This is a genomic window from Burkholderia sp. Ac-20353, from assembly GCF_017104785.1.
Taxonomy (GTDB): domain Bacteria; phylum Pseudomonadota; class Gammaproteobacteria; order Burkholderiales; family Burkholderiaceae; genus Burkholderia.
On the sequence record NZ_JAAGPL010000005.1, the window covers coordinates 73,924 to 88,968 of the forward strand.

Annotated in this window: 18 protein-coding genes; 9 read left to right on the forward strand and 9 right to left on the reverse strand. The window is 62.5% G+C overall.

Translation table 11 applies throughout. The features are described from left to right. On the reverse strand, positions 1–1,947 hold the full coding sequence (locus G3N94_RS02075; protein ID WP_241021506.1) for an SMP-30/gluconolaconase/LRE-like region family protein: 1,947 nt from the start codon (positions 1,945–1,947) through the stop codon (positions 1–3). Between the two features lie 61 nt (positions 1,948–2,008). On the opposite strand from G3N94_RS02075, the gene G3N94_RS02080 reads away from it, so the two are divergent. Continuing rightward, the gene (locus tag G3N94_RS02080; RefSeq protein ID WP_205790421.1) at positions 2,009–2,263 is read left to right on the forward strand and encodes a hypothetical protein; all 255 of its coding nucleotides are present in this window, start codon (positions 2,009–2,011) and stop codon (positions 2,261–2,263) included. Between the two features lie 419 nt (positions 2,264–2,682). Here G3N94_RS02080 and G3N94_RS02085 read toward each other — a convergent pair whose 3' ends face one another. Next, a complete protein-coding gene (locus tag G3N94_RS02085) occupies positions 2,683–3,825 on the reverse strand; it encodes a helix-turn-helix domain-containing protein (RefSeq protein WP_205790422.1) in 1,143 nt (380 codons plus the stop codon). Between the two features lie 1,112 nt (positions 3,826–4,937). Between G3N94_RS02085 and G3N94_RS02090 the strand changes: the two genes are divergently transcribed. The 4 genes from G3N94_RS02090 (at position 4,938) to G3N94_RS02105 (ending at position 6,819) form a co-directional block, all read left to right on the forward strand. After that, entirely contained in the window at positions 4,938–5,960 is a 1,023-nt protein-coding gene (locus G3N94_RS02090; protein ID WP_205790423.1) for a PRTRC system protein D, read from the forward strand. 14 nt (positions 5,961–5,974) lie between these two features. Beyond that, the gene (locus G3N94_RS02095) at positions 5,975–6,310 is read left to right on the forward strand and encodes a hypothetical protein (RefSeq protein WP_205790424.1); all 336 of its coding nucleotides are present in this window, start codon (positions 5,975–5,977) and stop codon (positions 6,308–6,310) included. A gap of 96 nt (positions 6,311–6,406) precedes the next feature. Next, positions 6,407–6,559: a hypothetical protein gene (locus G3N94_RS02100; protein ID WP_205790425.1), complete on the forward strand. Its 153-nt coding sequence runs from the start codon at positions 6,407–6,409 to the stop codon at positions 6,557–6,559. After that, positions 6,556–6,819 carry a hypothetical protein gene (locus G3N94_RS02105; RefSeq protein WP_205790426.1) on the forward strand — a complete coding sequence of 88 codons (264 nt, stop codon included), beginning with the start codon at positions 6,556–6,558 and terminating at the stop codon, positions 6,817–6,819. Before G3N94_RS02100 ends, G3N94_RS02105 begins: the two co-directional genes overlap by 4 nt. Positions 6,820–6,873: 54 nt before the next feature. Here the strand turns inward: G3N94_RS02105 and G3N94_RS02110 are convergent, their stop codons facing one another. The 7 genes from G3N94_RS02110 to G3N94_RS02140 form a co-directional block, all read right to left on the reverse strand. Further along, positions 6,874–7,095 carry a hypothetical protein gene (locus tag G3N94_RS02110; protein WP_241021507.1) on the reverse strand — a complete coding sequence of 74 codons (222 nt, stop codon included), beginning with the start codon at positions 7,093–7,095 and terminating at the stop codon, positions 6,874–6,876. 96 nt (positions 7,096–7,191) lie between these two features. Next, on the reverse strand, positions 7,192–8,337 hold the full coding sequence (locus tag G3N94_RS02115; RefSeq protein ID WP_205790428.1) for a primase-helicase zinc-binding domain-containing protein: 1,146 nt from the start codon (positions 8,335–8,337) through the stop codon (positions 7,192–7,194). Beyond that, positions 8,334–8,519: a hypothetical protein gene (locus G3N94_RS02120; RefSeq protein WP_205790429.1), complete on the reverse strand. Its 186-nt coding sequence runs from the start codon at positions 8,517–8,519 to the stop codon at positions 8,334–8,336. The genes G3N94_RS02115 and G3N94_RS02120 overlap by 4 nt, the downstream gene beginning before the upstream one ends. Before the next feature lie 225 nt (positions 8,520–8,744). Beyond that, complete coding sequence (locus tag G3N94_RS02125) at positions 8,745–9,281, reverse strand: single-stranded DNA-binding protein (RefSeq protein ID WP_205790430.1); 537 nt, start codon at positions 9,279–9,281, stop codon at positions 8,745–8,747. An 11-nt stretch (positions 9,282–9,292) separates the two neighbouring features. Further along, positions 9,293–10,090: a hypothetical protein gene (locus G3N94_RS02130; protein ID WP_205790431.1), complete on the reverse strand. Its 798-nt coding sequence runs from the start codon at positions 10,088–10,090 to the stop codon at positions 9,293–9,295. A gap of 8 nt (positions 10,091–10,098) precedes the next feature. Continuing rightward, positions 10,099–10,527 (reverse strand): hypothetical protein, encoded by a 429-nt coding sequence (locus tag G3N94_RS02135; protein ID WP_205790432.1) that lies wholly within the window; start codon positions 10,525–10,527, stop codon positions 10,099–10,101. 123 nt (positions 10,528–10,650) lie between these two features. Continuing rightward, the gene (locus G3N94_RS02140; RefSeq protein ID WP_205790433.1) at positions 10,651–10,989 is read right to left on the reverse strand and encodes a hypothetical protein; all 339 of its coding nucleotides are present in this window, start codon (positions 10,987–10,989) and stop codon (positions 10,651–10,653) included. Positions 10,990–11,371: 382 nt separating this feature from the next. Between G3N94_RS02140 and G3N94_RS02145 the strand changes: the two genes are divergently transcribed. From G3N94_RS02145 to G3N94_RS02160, 4 genes are all read left to right on the forward strand, one after another. Further along, positions 11,372–12,136: a nuclease-related domain-containing protein gene (locus tag G3N94_RS02145; RefSeq protein WP_241021508.1), complete on the forward strand. Its 765-nt coding sequence runs from the start codon at positions 11,372–11,374 to the stop codon at positions 12,134–12,136. Between the two features lie 225 nt (positions 12,137–12,361). Continuing rightward, positions 12,362–13,618, forward strand: coding sequence for a hypothetical protein (locus G3N94_RS02150; RefSeq protein WP_205790434.1), 1,257 nt, complete (start codon positions 12,362–12,364; stop codon positions 13,616–13,618). 55 nt (positions 13,619–13,673) lie between these two features. Next, complete coding sequence (locus tag G3N94_RS02155) at positions 13,674–14,876, forward strand: FlhC family transcriptional regulator (RefSeq protein WP_205790435.1); 1,203 nt, start codon at positions 13,674–13,676, stop codon at positions 14,874–14,876. Further along, entirely contained in the window at positions 14,863–15,042 is a 180-nt protein-coding gene (locus G3N94_RS02160) for a hypothetical protein (RefSeq protein ID WP_205790436.1), read from the forward strand. Before G3N94_RS02155 ends, G3N94_RS02160 begins: the two co-directional genes overlap by 14 nt. The last annotated feature ends 3 nt before the right edge of the window (positions 15,043–15,045 follow it).

A 15,045-nucleotide genomic window follows, 5' to 3' on the forward strand; every position in this document is an offset into this window, starting at 1 on the left:
TCAGGGGGTCCAACGATAAACAATGATGCTGGAGCCGTTGTAGTTGTCCTTGGTGATCACGTACTCGCCGGTCGACCGCTGATACGACCGCAGGCCATACATCGAATCCACGTCATTGCCGACGTACACGGTGCCGGGGCTGCTGTTGATCAACGTGTTGTCGAGGCTGCCTGTGGTGAGATTGAACGCGTCGATGTTGGGCACGGCGTGGACGTAGCCGACGAACAGATAGTTGCCGGCTGCCGTGATCGACTTAGGATTGGCGCTGGTGAGGTTGATCACCGGATTGGGCGCGCTGGTGTTGCCCGCGAGCCAGCCGTGATACACCTCGATCCGCGTGCCGATCGCCGTCCAGTCCGTGCTGCCGACGATGCCCTGCGCGAGGATCATGGTGTCGCTCTCCGGCAGGTAAATGATCCGCGTCAACGGCGCGATCGTGCCCGGTATGGGCGTCGATACGCCAGCGCCCCAATTCGGCTTGCCGCTGGCATCGAAGCCGGTCAGCGGGTAACGCCAGATCGCGTTCGTCTTGTCGAGTCCGGCCCAGACGTCGCCTTTACTGTCGAGGCAAAATCCGTTGCGGACCCTGGCGGTCGCATTGAACGCGGTGCCCGGCAGCGTGGCGTCCGGGATCGCGATGTAGCCGCTTGCGCTGTTGAAGTGGAAGAAGTAGAAGGTGTCGGGATTCTGGCTGGCCGCCACGAGGATCCGGTTTGCGCCGACGGCGGCGAGTTGGCCGAAATGCTCACCGCGTTCGTGATCGTAAAAGTTGATGCGCGGATCGGACGGATAGGTGATCGGATCGACCGTGTTCGCGACGAAGGTTCCGCCGGCGGAGCCGGTATAGAGATTGGTGCCGCTATAAAAGTAGGCGCTGTCGGTGGCCGGGTCCGGCGCGGCGATCCCCTCGAAGTTGAGAGACTGCAGTTTCCAGCGCAGATTGCCGACGCTGTCGTACGCGTGGATGTCGGTGCCGCCGTCGCGGCCGAGATCCCAGGTTCCGCCCCAGGGGTTGTTGAGCACATACAGATTGCCTGTGGAATCCTTGCCGATGCCGACGACGCGGGTGAAGCGCTTGTCGCCGACCTGGCCTTTGGTACCCGCGGTCGTGTCGAGATAGCCGCCCTGAACGCCGAACGTGCCCGCCAGAAATGGCGCGCTAGAGACATCGTAGATCTTGATGTTCATGTCGGGACCCTGGTCGCCGACCATCAGATGCGTGGTCGACGCATCGAAATACAACGCGGACGGACGGGAGGCCGAGGACATCTGGATGGTGTTCAGCGGCGCGCCCGCGGAATTGAATTCGAGGACCGCTCCTGCGTTCTTCTGCGCGACCCAGAGATTTCCCGCACCGTCCAGCGCGAGCGCGCCCGGCCCAGAGACGGCGATATCGCGCTGCCAGCCGCCGTCAGTGGTGTAGACGCGCACGCGATTGCCGGGAAAGTCGCTCGCGTAAAGTAGCGAGCCGGACGTCGCGAGTCCGGTGACGACATCGGCGTGCCGTTCCGTCGTCGTCGCGCTGACAGGGATGAGAAGATCGCGGGTCCGACTGGTTCGGTCGTACCGCCCCACGGCGCCGCTGCCGTAAGCGGCCTTGAACTGCAACGCGGCGAAGATCGACGTGGCGTTGCCGGTAATCGCGCCGCCCTGGAATTCGTTGTGCGCGCCGATGGAGCCCATGCTTTGACCGTTCTGGTAGATCGCGACGCCGCCCTCGTTTTCGTCCCACATGGACGCGGTATAGATGACGCCTTCAGGCGCGGTCCACATCGAACGCGCGACGCTGCCGACGTGGCTCGTGTTGGTCCCGTAAGTGTTCGCCAGCCAGTCGGTTGTGTATGCCGCGTGACACGCCGGCGCCGCCGTGCCGATCAGTATGGCGGCAAGAAAGATGGCGACAGCACCGCCGCGCATCAGAATATTAAGACGCGACTGAAGTCGCATATCTTTCCGTCTCATGGCGCCCTCCCGATGTTCGCTTCATACGCCGCGCAAACAGCCACGAATGCATCACGCGACCGCCCGTATGTGCGCCGCAGCAATCGCAGTCGCAAGCGCCGTGCCAAACACTTGGCCGCACCGCTCGACTGGTGGCCCGACGGTCGATCAGAACAACGGAATGGGAAAAACGCCGGAAAAACGTTTCAGGATTGAAACGGAATCGAGCAATCTGCCGCCGCTGCCGTCCGCGATGCGCCGCACCATTTGCGCTTGCAATGAATCGGCGGTTGCGAAGCGCCGGAGTATGTATCACGGCTGATACATGTCGCTAATAGAGGCCTCGTTCATAGCGACAGCATCAACTGCGTCGTCGCAAAGATCAGATAGTCGAGCGCTCGATATAGCGGTGGCCGAAGGCCGCTCGTCCTATCAGATGGCACGGAGCACCCATCGGCCGATGTGACCGAGTGAATGGCCGATATACCTGTGAAAGCTGTCGTCGGGGGTTACTGTGGGTTGAGGGGCCGAAGTGGGTCGGGAAGCGGCATCTACTGAAACCGGCGAAAAAAAACCGGCATAAGCCGGCTTCAAAATTTGCTCTGGTCGAATCCGAGGGCCAAGACCAGGGCACGAGAGAGAGTTCATGTTACCGAGCCCCGATGCCCCTCCAGTGTCCGTAACACACACGATTTCGATCGCCATTCCCCGGCTTCATCGCCCCCTTAACTCCGCTCCCCGTCATTCCCGCGCGTCCGTCGACGCGAGCAATCGGTAAAGCGCTTGCCGCGAAATCCCGAGCGCGGCCGCTGCGTGGCTTTTGTTGCCGCCGGCTTTCTGCAGAGCCGCCTCAACTGCATCGACCGTGGGCAGCGACTTGCGCAGCGCCGTTTGCTTCGCGAAGGTCGACAAATACGCGTTCGCCTTGGATTCGCGGCTATGCCCGGCAGCGGCCACGACGCGGCGCTTCGCCTCTTCGTGCGCGGCCGGATCGGGACGGACCGCCGCTCCCTTGATCGGCGCCGGCACGGCAGCCACCTGTTCGTAGAGCGTCTGCAGATATTCGTGCCGTAGCCCATGACTCGTGACGCCGAGGCCCGCCTTCGTCACCCCATGCTTTTCCAGCACGTAGTAATACCAGTAACGCCACTGCTTCAGCGACCGTCCCGCCGGAACCGTCGACCCCGTTACGCCATTGCTCAACCAGGCCGCCTCCTCGAGGATGGCAATCTTCCGTTCGATGGGCACTTCGCGCGGCCGACCACCCTTCGTGCCGCGCGTCACCGCCAGGGTCTGCGGATTACGAACGGCCTCCAGCGGTCGCAACATGAAGCTCTCCTCGACGCGCAGGCCAAATGCCGCCTGCAGCTTCAGCTGGATAGCCGTGTACGGGCACGTCCGGGCGATTTCGTCGATCTTCGCGGCCGCGTCCACGCCGTGCGCCGCCCATGACTTGTCCTGCGTCGCGACATAGCTCCGCACCAACCCGGCTGCACGCCGGTCAACATAGTCGCCGAGCGTCCCGACCAGGTTGGCCTTGCCCATCCATTGCGCGAGCGCGCGCAGGTACGTCAGCTTGTTCTCGATCGTACCGCCAGACTGGTCGTCGGCCACCCACCGTGTGACGAGGTATTCCACATGCTTGGCCTTCAGCGACCACGGCGTTTGCAGCGCGAAGCCACCCTGCCGCAACTCGGCGAACGCCTTGCAGATCGCCGTTGCGCGGTTCTCCTGTGTCTTGATCGACAGCGCCCGGTTACTGATCCGTGTCGTGCTGTGGATCTCCGCTACGTGCGTATCAAACAGCGCCAGTAGCGCGTCTCGAAACTCCGGCGATAGCGGATATCGATTCACGACGGCTCGCACATTCAATATCGCGGCCATGCTCTGCTCTCCGTGCGGCACTCGCCGCTGCTTCGTTGCTCAATGCCGCCAGCGCACACCCGACACCCCTACCTGATGTCGTTGCGGCGCGCGCCGCGGCGCAATGCGTGCCGCATAACGCGGCGGGGCCGATTTCCGTCGACCCGGTCCTGCTGCTTCCTGTCCTTTAGCGATTCCATCCGATCAGCCCGGTGCATGGGAAGAACATGCACTCCGACTGTCCAACCTGCTGCTCGACCGACGCATCCCGCGCTTCGCGCAAGACACCGCCCGTCCATCGCGCCCGTCTCCGGTCGCGCTGCGCGGATCACTCCCCGCGCGGATCAGCTTCGTGGCTACCCTGCCAGCCTGACGCTCTTGCGTCTCGACGCCCGCCCGCCGCTTGCGCGGTTGTGGACGCCGGGCTACGTGCCGGGCAATTCCTGTTGAGCTCCTTCGGGTACGGCGGCTCAGACCGTTATCTCTTCCGTTCAGGGAATCGCGATGCCGGACCTTCGCCGGTCGCATGACTTCCCCCACCCACCAGCACACTCATGTCGGCCGCGGTGTATCGGGCTTCCTGAGTGCACCCAGCATCGTTTGCTGTCGGGGTGCGTCCAGACGTCCATGAGGGCCTTGCGAACTGTCCGGTGTCCGGCGTCCACATGTCCTCATTGCGTCCCATTGCGGCAAACCGCCGCCAATCGTATGGATATCGCACTGTCCAGTGGTCCTCATGGTGGATCGCTGTGCAATTGATCTGATTCAGAAAAAGGCCGCTTCAGTTTGCGGCCCGGACATTTGACTGCTTGAGTGGCCCGTTGCGGGCCGATAGGGACGAGCGAGCGCCTGGCGCTCGGCTTCGATGCGTCTGTGACGCGGTAGGTGACTACAAGGATAGGCAAAAACACCGCTCATCGCGCATCGAAAGCTAGCCGGAACCGCGCAGCTTTCCGCGACTTCACTTTGCACACCGCTCGATAGACTGAATCCGTGAGATCTGACAGTTGAGTGTTAGACAAGTGTCACTTTGGCCGGATGACGGGGGTCGTCGGACGCGAAGTGACACTTAACTGATAGATAAGTGTCACTTCCCGCCATTTCCGTCTTTCCCTTACCCATATGGAGTCCTTGTGAAAACTTCCGTCTTTGCTGTCGACGTCGGCTATGGCAACACCAAGTACGCTCACCGCGCGTCGAGCGGTTCCATCGCCACCGGCATGTTTCCGTCGCTCGCGCCGCTCGCGGCCAGCCGCTCGCTGTCGAACTTCGGCGAGGGCGTGCTCGCCTCCCGCAAGGTCGCCACGATTGTGATCGACGAGGTCGAGTACGAGGTCGGCCCCGACGTCGCGCTCACGGCCGCCTACGGCAATACCGGCCGCGCGCTTTCCAACGACTATGTCCTGTCGAGCAACTATGCCGCGCTGCTGGGTGGCGCGATGCACTTCGCGAGCATCACGCACATCAAACGGCTGGTGCTTGGCCTGCCGGTTCACAACATGCAGAAATACTCCGCCGATCTGAAGGAGCGATTCGCGGGCACGCTGGATTTCGGTGTCGCACGCGTGACGGTCGATAAGGTCATCGTCATTCCGCAGCCACTCGGCTCGCTCGTCTCGGCCGCCAGCAATCAACAACCCGAGTTCAGCCGGAACAATGCGCACCTCGTGGTCGATGTCGGCTACTTCACGACCGATTGGGTATACGCAAACGGCTTCACGATGGATGACAAGCGCAGCGGCGGCATCCCGGGCGGGGCCTCCCAGATCTATCAGCGTATCGCGGCGCTCATCTCGCGCGACCAGGACGAGCAGGTTGACGATCTCGAACGCATCGACAAGGCACTGCGGGAGCGCACGCCGTTCTTCTTCTACGGCAACGATATCGATCTCGCGCCCTACCTCGAGCGATCGCAAGCGATCATCACCGGCGTGGTCAAGGAGATGCAGAACAACGTCGGTCAACTGACGGACGTGCGCTCGATCATCCTGTCCGGCGGCGGCGCAGCGCTGTACGCGACAGCGATCCGCAAGGCGTTTCCGCGCGTTCGCATCGAAGTGATCGAAAACCCCTGCCTTGCGAACGCGAAGGGCTTTCTGATTGTGGGCGAAGCCGGCCTTGCTCGCGAGCGTGCCCGCGCCACTGCGACCGTATGAGCGAAAAATTCGCGATGAAGCTGGTCATCGACGACGTGACCAGCCCGCTGCTCTTCGCGCGGCTTTCGGCGATCAGCTCGCCGCGCGATCGGGCGGCGGTGCTTCGGTTGCTCGCGGAAGCGGCGTGCCGAGGCGACACGGTCGGCGCTGCGCCGCATTCGCGAAGCGTGCCTGCGTTCGAACCGCCGAGCGGCCGGGAACCGGACTTGCCGGAGATGACCGCGACAGGCCGCGAACGGCGATCCAATCCACCGCTCGCGCCGACCTTCGACCTGCCGAGCACCGATACCGCGATGGCCGACTGTGACCTGGCAGGTATGGTCGCGGACGGGTTCGCGGCCTTCCTCTAGGCCGACTTGACTTCGCCATCCTCGTGCGAAGATGGAATCACGATACCGGTGTTCGAAGCGCTCCGCGCTTTGCACCGGTGCAACAAGGAGAACACCATGCTGGAACTCATCGGTTGGATTCGCGACGGCTCGATCATGGACAAGGTCACGTCGCCCATTTTCTGGCTCACGTTCGGAGCCTTCTGCGTCGCCGGCTACTACCTCGGCTGCGCGCTGTCCGATTACAAAGCCACCGCGGAGGAAGAATGAACTCGCCGATCGACCGCGCGCTGAACGGCCGCGCCCCGTCCGATGCTCTGGCGTTCCTGCTGCGACGCGCGTGCATTGCGATCGCGTCGTGCTGCATCTGGCTGCTTGGCGGCTATTGCGCAAGCCGGCATATCGACTGGCTCCCCGGTCCATTATTCATGTTCGGCGGCGCCGGCGGTTTTGTGTGGGCGACTGGCCTCTACAAGCTGTGGCGTCCGCTCCTGAAGGCACTATCGTTCTACCTGCGGTTCATCCGGTGAATCAAACACATTGGACAAAAAAAAAGCGTCACCCCGAAGGGTGACGCTGTTCGATCAGTGTTTTCGGCTCTTTGCCTTTTGCTCAAGCCACGCCATGCAAAAGTCCACGGCAGGCTCGAAGGGTTCATCCCGCAGTACGTAACGGTCATCGCCCTTGCAATGCCGATCGATGACGTCGAAGGATTCCGCCTTCGACAACCCCGTCGGCTGCCTGCCATTCGCCGCGCCCGTGGTCGCGACGATCTCAAACTCTCCCAGCAACACACGAAAGGCCATCATCATTCTCCGAATGAGGCCCGGTGCAATACGGCCCGGCGGGGACGTATCCCCACCGGGCCAACCAAATAAAGCCGGCAATCGCCGGCACTGAAATCAAGCGAAACTACACGCGCTACCGCCATGCACGCGCGCGAGGTTCCGCTTCCGCATCTCGTCGCGCGCCAGTCGCCTCGCACACGCCAGCTCGTAACGTTGTGTCCGCCGCTTGTGCTGCTGCGCCCACACGTCGCAAAAATCCGCGCCCTCAACCACCGAACGGACGATCGACACACGCTTGCCCAGACTCCGAACGTACTCGGCAAGGACCGAGGCGTGATGCTCGCCCGGCCGATAGCCGCGGCGCGCATCGACCCGGTCCCGGTCCGCGTAGATGATCACGTGGTCGTAATCGTCCCAGCGGATGTCTGCACGCTCGAGGCCGCCGCAGTTCAGCAAACTTCGGACCTCGATGCGATTCCGATACCGTGCCACCACCGCGAACCCCGTCTCCGATCCCTCGACCAGCGCGAGGGTCCGCGACCGGGTGGTGTTGAGCCGCACCGACGAACCAAAACTCCCATCGGGCGCACTCATCTCCAGCTTGGCTCGCTGTTTCCCTCTCTTGGTCAGAAAGGGAACCTTCGCGCCTTCAGCGGTGAGATAGGTCCGATGCAGGCGACACGGCTTTCCGGCCTGCGATCGCGCACGCAGCAGCATGACGGGAAACTTCCCTTGCCTCTTTCCCCAGGCATCGACGTACTCCATGCCCGGGTGGTAACGCACGTCCTTCCCGATCCACTCGATCTGCAGTCCAGGAATGCGCGTCGACAGATACGTCCATACCGGCGACGCCTCGGTGATCGGCTCGGCGCCATCCCATGCGGCCTGCATCTCGCGACACTTCTGCTCGTCGCTTTTCTCAGGCCGGACCGGGACCGGCTTCACCTTGCGCGCCACCTCGACGGGAATGCCGCCGTTGTACTTGCGGGTCTCGAGCTCATAGTAGATCTCGCGGTACGGCTTTCCGGTCACCTCATGGATGAGCGACACGCCAGTTCCGCCCTTCGCGCAGCGAGCGCAGTACCAACCGCCTTTCGGGTCTCTCTCCGGCGGGTAGAGCCTGAACGAATCCTCGCCGTCACACAGCGGGCACGTCCACCACCGCTTTCCCTCGCCACCCAGAAATCGGCTGTCGAGATAGTGCGGAAAGATGCTTGACCAGTTCTGGTCTTCGAGAACCAGCTTCTTCAGCCCTCTCACGATTCAATCTCCTTTTGCGCTATCGCGAAAACGCGAACAACGTTCGCCACATCGATCGACGTGGCGGACAACACGGGTGGATCACATGCCCTCTGGCTGCCCAGCACCCCACCAGTCGCGTCGAATCGACGTGACATGGAGAGCGCTGCGCGGCGCGAGCGGTGAAACCACTTCACAGTCATGAGTCACTCTCCTGGTCGGATTGCGGGTTGGGTCGATGCCTGAGACAGGCGTGGAAACGCTTGCTCAACGAAGCCGCGCGGGGCGCGTCGGCTTGGTTCAGCAACGTCAGGACGTCGAGGAAATGAGGGGAGAAAGGAACGGCATGTGACGTGCCAGAAGGCACGCCACACGCTAAAGGTGAGAAAAAACGGGAGACAACGACGAGAAGGGGAGCTTTTCCGGGATCAGATCGCGGCCCACGCTTTGCGGGGGTGCCAAACGGAGAACGGGATGTCGTCGTCTTCCGCGAATCCGCCGCCACCGCCAGACGACACCGGGGCTCTCGACGGTTGCTGTTGCGCCGCTGGTCGCGGTACCGCTGCGCGGCCGCTTGTCGCCGGCACGTGACGCGATTCCTGCTCGACGCCATCGCCCTGCGCATTGCCACCACGCCCGCCAAGCATCTGCATCTGATCGGCGACGATCTCGGTCGAATAACGATCCTGCCCGTCCTGGCCTTGCCATTTACGGGTACGGATGCGGCCTTCGACATAGATCGATGATCCCTTCTTCAGGTGCTCGCTGACGATCTCGGCCAGACGGCCGAAGAAGGAAACCCGATGCCACTCGGTCGCTTCCTTGAAGTCGCCAGACGCCTTGTCCTTGTAGCGATCGGTCGTCGCCAGTCGCACGTTCGCGACCGCGTCGCCGCTCGGCAGATACCGCACTTCGGGATCGGCACCGAGGTTACCGACCAGAATCACTTTGTTCACTGATGCCATGAATCACTCCATTATTTAGAAATCGACCAGAGCCACTTGTCCCACATGACTTGCTGGCCCTTCACCATCTTCGGCGAGCCGTCCTCGCGGAATGCCGGGACCTTGACCTTGCGCAGGCGCCGTACCGTCACCCGCTCGCCCACCTGACAGCCACATTCGGCGATCGCTTCCTTCAGCCCCTCGCCCTGCAACGTGCGTTCACCGTGTGCGGTGTCGAGGCGCAATGCAAACGAGGTGTAGAAGCGCGCGCCATTGGAGTGGCGGTCGGGGAATCGGTCCTCGCCCCACCACGTGATGCGGCCGACGACGGCCGTGAACCCCTGCGAATCGTCGCGTCCCGCGCGCGGCGCGCGCCGCGGCGCCGGTGCGCTATCCGCACGAGGTGCATCGACACGCGGCGCATCCTCAACAGCAGACGGGCCGCCGTGGTGGGCGGTGTGCGGCGTCGGTTGGCCAACGCGACGGATCGCGGCCGCGATCGCATCTTTCAGCGTGCCGCTGTGCTCCGCGACCCATGACCAGTGCGGCGTCAATTCGGGAAGGATCTTGACGCCGAACATCGTCTCGCCCGTATGCTCGTCGAACGCCGGCACGAATTCGACGACAAGGTTGCCCTCGTCGACGAACAGGTGCGGGATCCCGTCGATCGTGACGTGCGTTTCGTTCGAAGCACCCTGTCCGATGATCCGCGGGCCGCTTGGGGCGTTGGCGCACGCACGATGTGCGGGCGGCTCGGCCGGCTGAGTCCGCGGCTTGCCGGGAAAGAGGTCGGCCATCACGCGGGCGAGTAAACCTGCTGGGTGTGCCATGCGTCCTCCTACAGCAACGAACCGAAGCAAATGCGCTTCAGTTCGGCGAGGTCGCGCGCAAGCAGCGGCGTACTCAGGATGACGTCCTGCATCGTTTCCGGATCGACGCCGTTGACCCTGCAGACGTACTCATACGGTAACGCGCCATGCCAGTACCCCATGATCCAGCCGAGGGTCGCGTAGTAATCGTCGAGGTCGATCTTGCGGTTCCGAAGCCGCTCGGACAGCAGATCCGCGCAGTCCATCAGCGACTCAGGCATACGATCGCCTCGACGGCTATCGCAGGCCAGCGAGATCAATGCGTCGACCAACTGGTCTCGCACGCTGGCGCTCCAGAACTGCGGGTCGGGAAGGGGATCGGGTTTGGGGGGCGGGATGACGACGGGGGATTCCCCGCCGAAGATATCGAGCTGCCAGGCAGCCACGCGAGTTTCCATCAGAGGCTCCGGTGCAGCCGGGCAACCTCATCTCCGGAAACCGGGAACGGGTTCCCGGCAAGGGTAGAGGCCCGCAAGCGGAACGGTGTGATCCGTTCGGCTTGCGGGTGATACGGCGCCCGATCAGGAGCCTGTCTTGAGAGGACGGACGACCGCCGACTTGGCGTAGCGTCGCTTCGGCGGTGTCGTGTTAGCGACATCGTCGTTCGCCGCTGCAGCGGTCGCTTGAGCGACACGTTGCGTCGCGAGCTTCGCAGCTTCCGCCGCTTCAGCACGTTCAGCCGCTTGCGCCTCCTCCATCGCCTTGCGTTGCTTGGCGATTTCAGTGCGCAGCCACGAACCCGCCAGCAGCGCGAGAAGGCCGGCGACGAAGAACGACATCGTGGCCAGATACACGACCATGCAGATGGCGAACAGCTTGAACGGCGACTTGATCGCGTTCTGGAACAGGAACTTCAGCATTTGTCTCTCCGAAGAAATGACGCACAAGGGAATGTCCGGACAGTCGTCCGCGGTTTCGATGCTCGGTTGAGCAAGGAAATCGGCGTGAAGCGCTTTCGTGCCGGCCCGAGCGGGCCCGCACGAAAATGCTCAACGTCGATGGGGGGAACAGGCGCAAGAATTCGCGGATGGACGTAGCCCGTCAGCTACGAAGGTCGATGCGTCGGGGGAACGCGAGATAATCCAAGCGTAATGCGGGCGCGGCAACGATCGGGCGTGAATGCTCGCCAATCGGATATAGCTTTGGCGACGATCGGGCATTTCCTGCGCGCGGGCGGCCGGAGTTCAACCGGTTGAGCCCCTTCAGGCGAAAAGCTCCAGAAAAACGTATAGCTTTTGCCGGTTGCGCGGACTTGACTTCTCAATTCGCGCGGCAGACTGGAAGCGTCAACCACTACTTTCGACGCTCCCCATGTCCACTCTCGTCATTCTGATCTTTGTTCTCTGGTGTGCGTATCGCGCATTCCGCCGTCCCGTCATCTCGAAGCGTCCTGCGGTGCCGAGAACGCGCGCCGAGACGTCGGGCGACCTCGGCGAAGCCCGTGTGCTGTCCGAACTCCGGACCATCCTGCCGTGGCTCTGCGGCAACGACTACTACGTGCATCCGTGTGCCGTGCTCCTGCACCACGCCCCCGGCACGGCATTCCCGACGGCCGAGGTCGACCATCTTGTCGTGACGCCGTTCGGCATCTTTGTGATCGAGACGAAGAACTGGTCCGGCCGGATCGCCCCGGGTGCGGACGCAACCAGTCTCCTGTGTCACCTGCCGGACGGCAAGCTCGAGGAACGGCGCTCGCCACTCGCGCAAAACCGCACGAAGGTCGCGTTCCTGCGCGCGATGCTGCCCGCCGTTTGGGACATCCACGGCGTTGGCGTGTTCTCCAACGGCGCGTGCGCCCTGTCGCCCGATCTGCCGCTCGCGCTCATTCGCGTCAACGACCTGGCGCACTGGATGCGCGGCAAGAAAGAGCAGTTCGACCAATCCGGCAAGCCGGCCATCAACGTACCGGCGGCATGGGACGCGATTCAGCATCTCTGTATCGGTATGGATGACGACACCGCGCTGGCGGATCATCGCCAGCGCGTTCGGCATTTTTTACCGATATAAGGGTCAACCCCTAAAGTCTAGGAAAAAAATGCCGAAAAGCCTTACTCCCGTAACAAATGCATCCACCCGCTTGAAAGCGGGGTGATTTCGTGCAGCTTTTCACCCCGGTGGAAAAGTATCGCCGCGTATTCTGGGGTGTGCCACCCCTCTACACGCATTCGTGGTTTGGTCTCTGCGCCTCCGAGGATCCGGTCGGTGCGGCTGACTGGTTATCTGGAGAGAAAAATGAATTCGAAGAAGCATCCAAAGAAGCCCAACACCGACGACGTTTTTGACCCAACCGTCCCCGACGGCGCATCGGTGGTGCCCGATGACGCAGACGACGACTTCGATCTGTCCGCCACCTTCGCCCATATTCCGAGCCAGCGCGAACTCAGCGACGTCGCACGAGATTTGTTCGCCGGGCTGCCCGACAATCTGATCCGCACCATTGTTCAGGAGAGCGAGGAGGTTGCGCACTCGACCCGCAAGATCCTGCAAGAGCATATGCGGATCGGCGGTAACTTCGTCCACATCCTGACGAGCGTGCTGGGCCACTACGTGACCGAACAAGGCGATACGAAGAGCGTGCACAGCCGGGCGAAGGAGCTGGTCTACGGGTATCTGACCCGCGTGTTCCGCAAATCCAAATCGTCCGTCCGGCTGTACATTCGCTGCTACGAGAAATTCTCGAACAACATCGGCGCCATCGAGATCCTTACGCATAGCGACATGGCGCTGTTGGTCGGCAACGACATTGGCGACGACGTCGTGGACATGGTGATCGATGCGCGGCGCGAAAACCCGGACCTGTCCAAGCTCGACGTCAAGCGACTGATCGCGGACTACCGCGATCAGCTCGAGGAGAAAAACACCCGCATCGACGCCGTGACCAATGACCTGACCACGACCGTCGGCCGACTGGACGTCGCGGAACTCGAAATCAAGCGGCTGACCAAATCCCTCGAAGCCGTTCGGCTCGAGCAGGCGCAGGAACGTGAAAACGCTGAGACCACCTCGGTCGAGTTTGCATCGGTGAGCAAGCAAGTCAGCACGCTGCAGCACGAACTCGCCAATCGTGAGCGCGAAGTCGAGCGCATGAGCCGAGAGCTGACTGAGATCCGCGCCAATCCCCCGAAGGAGAAGGTGGCGGTGCCGACCGTCCCGGATGCCTACAAAAACCTGTCCGATGCCCTCCAATCCAAACTGACGGAATTGAACGACGTCACCGCGCAGCTTGACGCAAAGACCGGCGAATTGAATGCGCTCGAAGTGAAGGCCAAGCAGCACCAGTCGGCGATCGAAGCCAGCGCGGCACTGGAAACCAAGGTGCGCGGCCTCATCGAGAAGTTCGGCGCGTTCGTCCAGGACTATCACAGCGCGCAGTTGCTCGTGACGGCAGACGGGAATCCGGCGCGATTCAAAAACCTGTTCCAGGCGCTTGCCGACCTGATCGGCAAGTTCGGCGATGAGGTGCACGCTGCCGCCGCCCGCGCAGCCTAATAGGAAAGCACGGGCGCATCGACGCCCGCGAGAGAAAAACGAGAGCAGACCAACAATGAATAAGAAAACCGCCCGGGATACGTACCGCTCCGTCGAACGACACTACGTACCAGAATGGCTCACGAATCGTATCCAGATCACCAACTTCGATCTGGTCGACCACATGATCTGGCTGTTGCAAGAGGACGGCCGCTTTAACGAGATCCTCCGCGTCGAGCGCAAGGAAATCGAGCACTTCAAGCACAACGCGCCATCGTTGCGCAACCTGCTGCGCACGCCGTTTCTCATGATCGCGCCGACGCTGGAGACGGTCGAGGACTGGCGCTGCTTCATTGACGAGACGCCGACCACCCTCGCCGTCGACGAACTGCGCCGCAAGATGCCCAAGTTGAAGGCGCTGTCGCTGTCGATGATCGAACACCACAACCGCATCTTCGTGGACTTGATCACCAGCGTCATCCACATGAGCGTGCTGGCTGCCCCGCTCCTGGGCATCACGACCGAGCTCGCCAACTATCTGGTGTCGGTGCCGCCGTACAAGCTGCGTCTCGCGCTGCACCGCATGCAAGGCCTGCCGCTGTTCCGCTGGCGCTTCAACACGCCGACCTTCTGGTATCAGTTCACGGCCAAGACGCTGACGGACGAGATGGTCGCGCATCACGTCATGCAAACCTCGCCGATCAAAACCGGCGAGATGCCACGCGGGTCCAGCTGGAGCGAGCTGCGACAGCCGCGCGAAAAGAACGAGATGTACGCGTACGCGCTGATGGCGTACAAGTGCCGCGCATCGACGGTTTCGTCACTGTTCCGGCTCAACCAGAATGCGATGCGCCAGCGCTACGTCGAAATGCACGGCATCAGTTCGCCATGCGGCAATGTCCCGACCTCCCTCACGTGGTTCGTGGAAACGCCGCACAACCGGCTCAATGCGACGATCTTCACGTGGCTGTACCGTGCCGCGCTGGCCGCAGGCGCAAACGGTCCGGAAGCCTTGATCGCGACCAACGACGTCTACGAGCAGTTGTTCGATGGCGCCGGTGCCATCTCGGCGGATCGTGGCTGCAACCTCACGCGTGCGATGGCGGCGGACACCCGGCTCGCGATCGCGCCGTGCCGGATCTGCCGCACCCACTACGTCGTCAGCAACAACGACACGAAGATCGAAATGCAGCAGAGCTTCGACTGCCCGGCGTGCAATAACCAGCTTGGGCCGAAGCGTCGCGGCAGCCGTAGCCGGGTGAGCCATGGACAACATTGAACGCCCGACTGACCTGCCCGCCGGGCTGGTGGTACTCAGCTCGGACGGTCGCGCTCAGTTTGGCTGGCTCAATCCGGAGACGAACGAGTACTGGGCCGAGGCCGACGGCCGGCTGATCCCGAACGCGATCGGCGCGATACCGTGGGTCGCCGATCGGGCGCACTGAGCA

Coding starts and splice junctions, on each gene's coding strand:
- G3N94_RS02155 (WP_205790435.1), top strand. CDS start 13,674: ATGAATAAGAAAACCGCCCGGGATACGTACCGCTCCGTCGAACGACAC.
- G3N94_RS02160 (WP_205790436.1), top strand. CDS start 14,863: ATGGACAACATTGAACGCCCGACTGACCTGCCCGCCGGGCTGGTGGTA.
- G3N94_RS02095 (WP_205790424.1), top strand. CDS start 5,975: ATGAAGCTGGTCATCGACGACGTGACCAGCCCGCTGCTCTTCGCGCGG.
- G3N94_RS02105 (WP_205790426.1), top strand. CDS start 6,556: ATGAACTCGCCGATCGACCGCGCGCTGAACGGCCGCGCCCCGTCCGAT.
- G3N94_RS02085 (WP_205790422.1), bottom strand. CDS start 3,825: ATGGCCGCGATATTGAATGTGCGAGCCGTCGTGAATCGATATCCGCTA.
- G3N94_RS02110 (WP_241021507.1), bottom strand. CDS start 7,095: ATGGCCTTTCGTGTGTTGCTGGGAGAGTTTGAGATCGTCGCGACCACG.
- G3N94_RS02130 (WP_205790431.1), bottom strand. CDS start 10,090: ATGGCACACCCAGCAGGTTTACTCGCCCGCGTGATGGCCGACCTCTTT.
- G3N94_RS02075 (WP_241021506.1), bottom strand. CDS start 1,947: ATGCGACTTCAGTCGCGTCTTAATATTCTGATGCGCGGCGGTGCTGTC.
- G3N94_RS02150 (WP_205790434.1), top strand. CDS start 12,362: ATGAATTCGAAGAAGCATCCAAAGAAGCCCAACACCGACGACGTTTTT.
- G3N94_RS02140 (WP_205790433.1), bottom strand. CDS start 10,989: ATGCTGAAGTTCCTGTTCCAGAACGCGATCAAGTCGCCGTTCAAGCTG.
- G3N94_RS02080 (WP_205790421.1), top strand. CDS start 2,009: ATGCATCACGCGACCGCCCGTATGTGCGCCGCAGCAATCGCAGTCGCA.
- G3N94_RS02135 (WP_205790432.1), bottom strand. CDS start 10,527: ATGGAAACTCGCGTGGCTGCCTGGCAGCTCGATATCTTCGGCGGGGAA.
- G3N94_RS02120 (WP_205790429.1), bottom strand. CDS start 8,519: ATGACTGTGAAGTGGTTTCACCGCTCGCGCCGCGCAGCGCTCTCCATG.
- G3N94_RS02125 (WP_205790430.1), bottom strand. CDS start 9,281: ATGGCATCAGTGAACAAAGTGATTCTGGTCGGTAACCTCGGTGCCGAT.
- G3N94_RS02100 (WP_205790425.1), top strand. CDS start 6,407: ATGCTGGAACTCATCGGTTGGATTCGCGACGGCTCGATCATGGACAAG.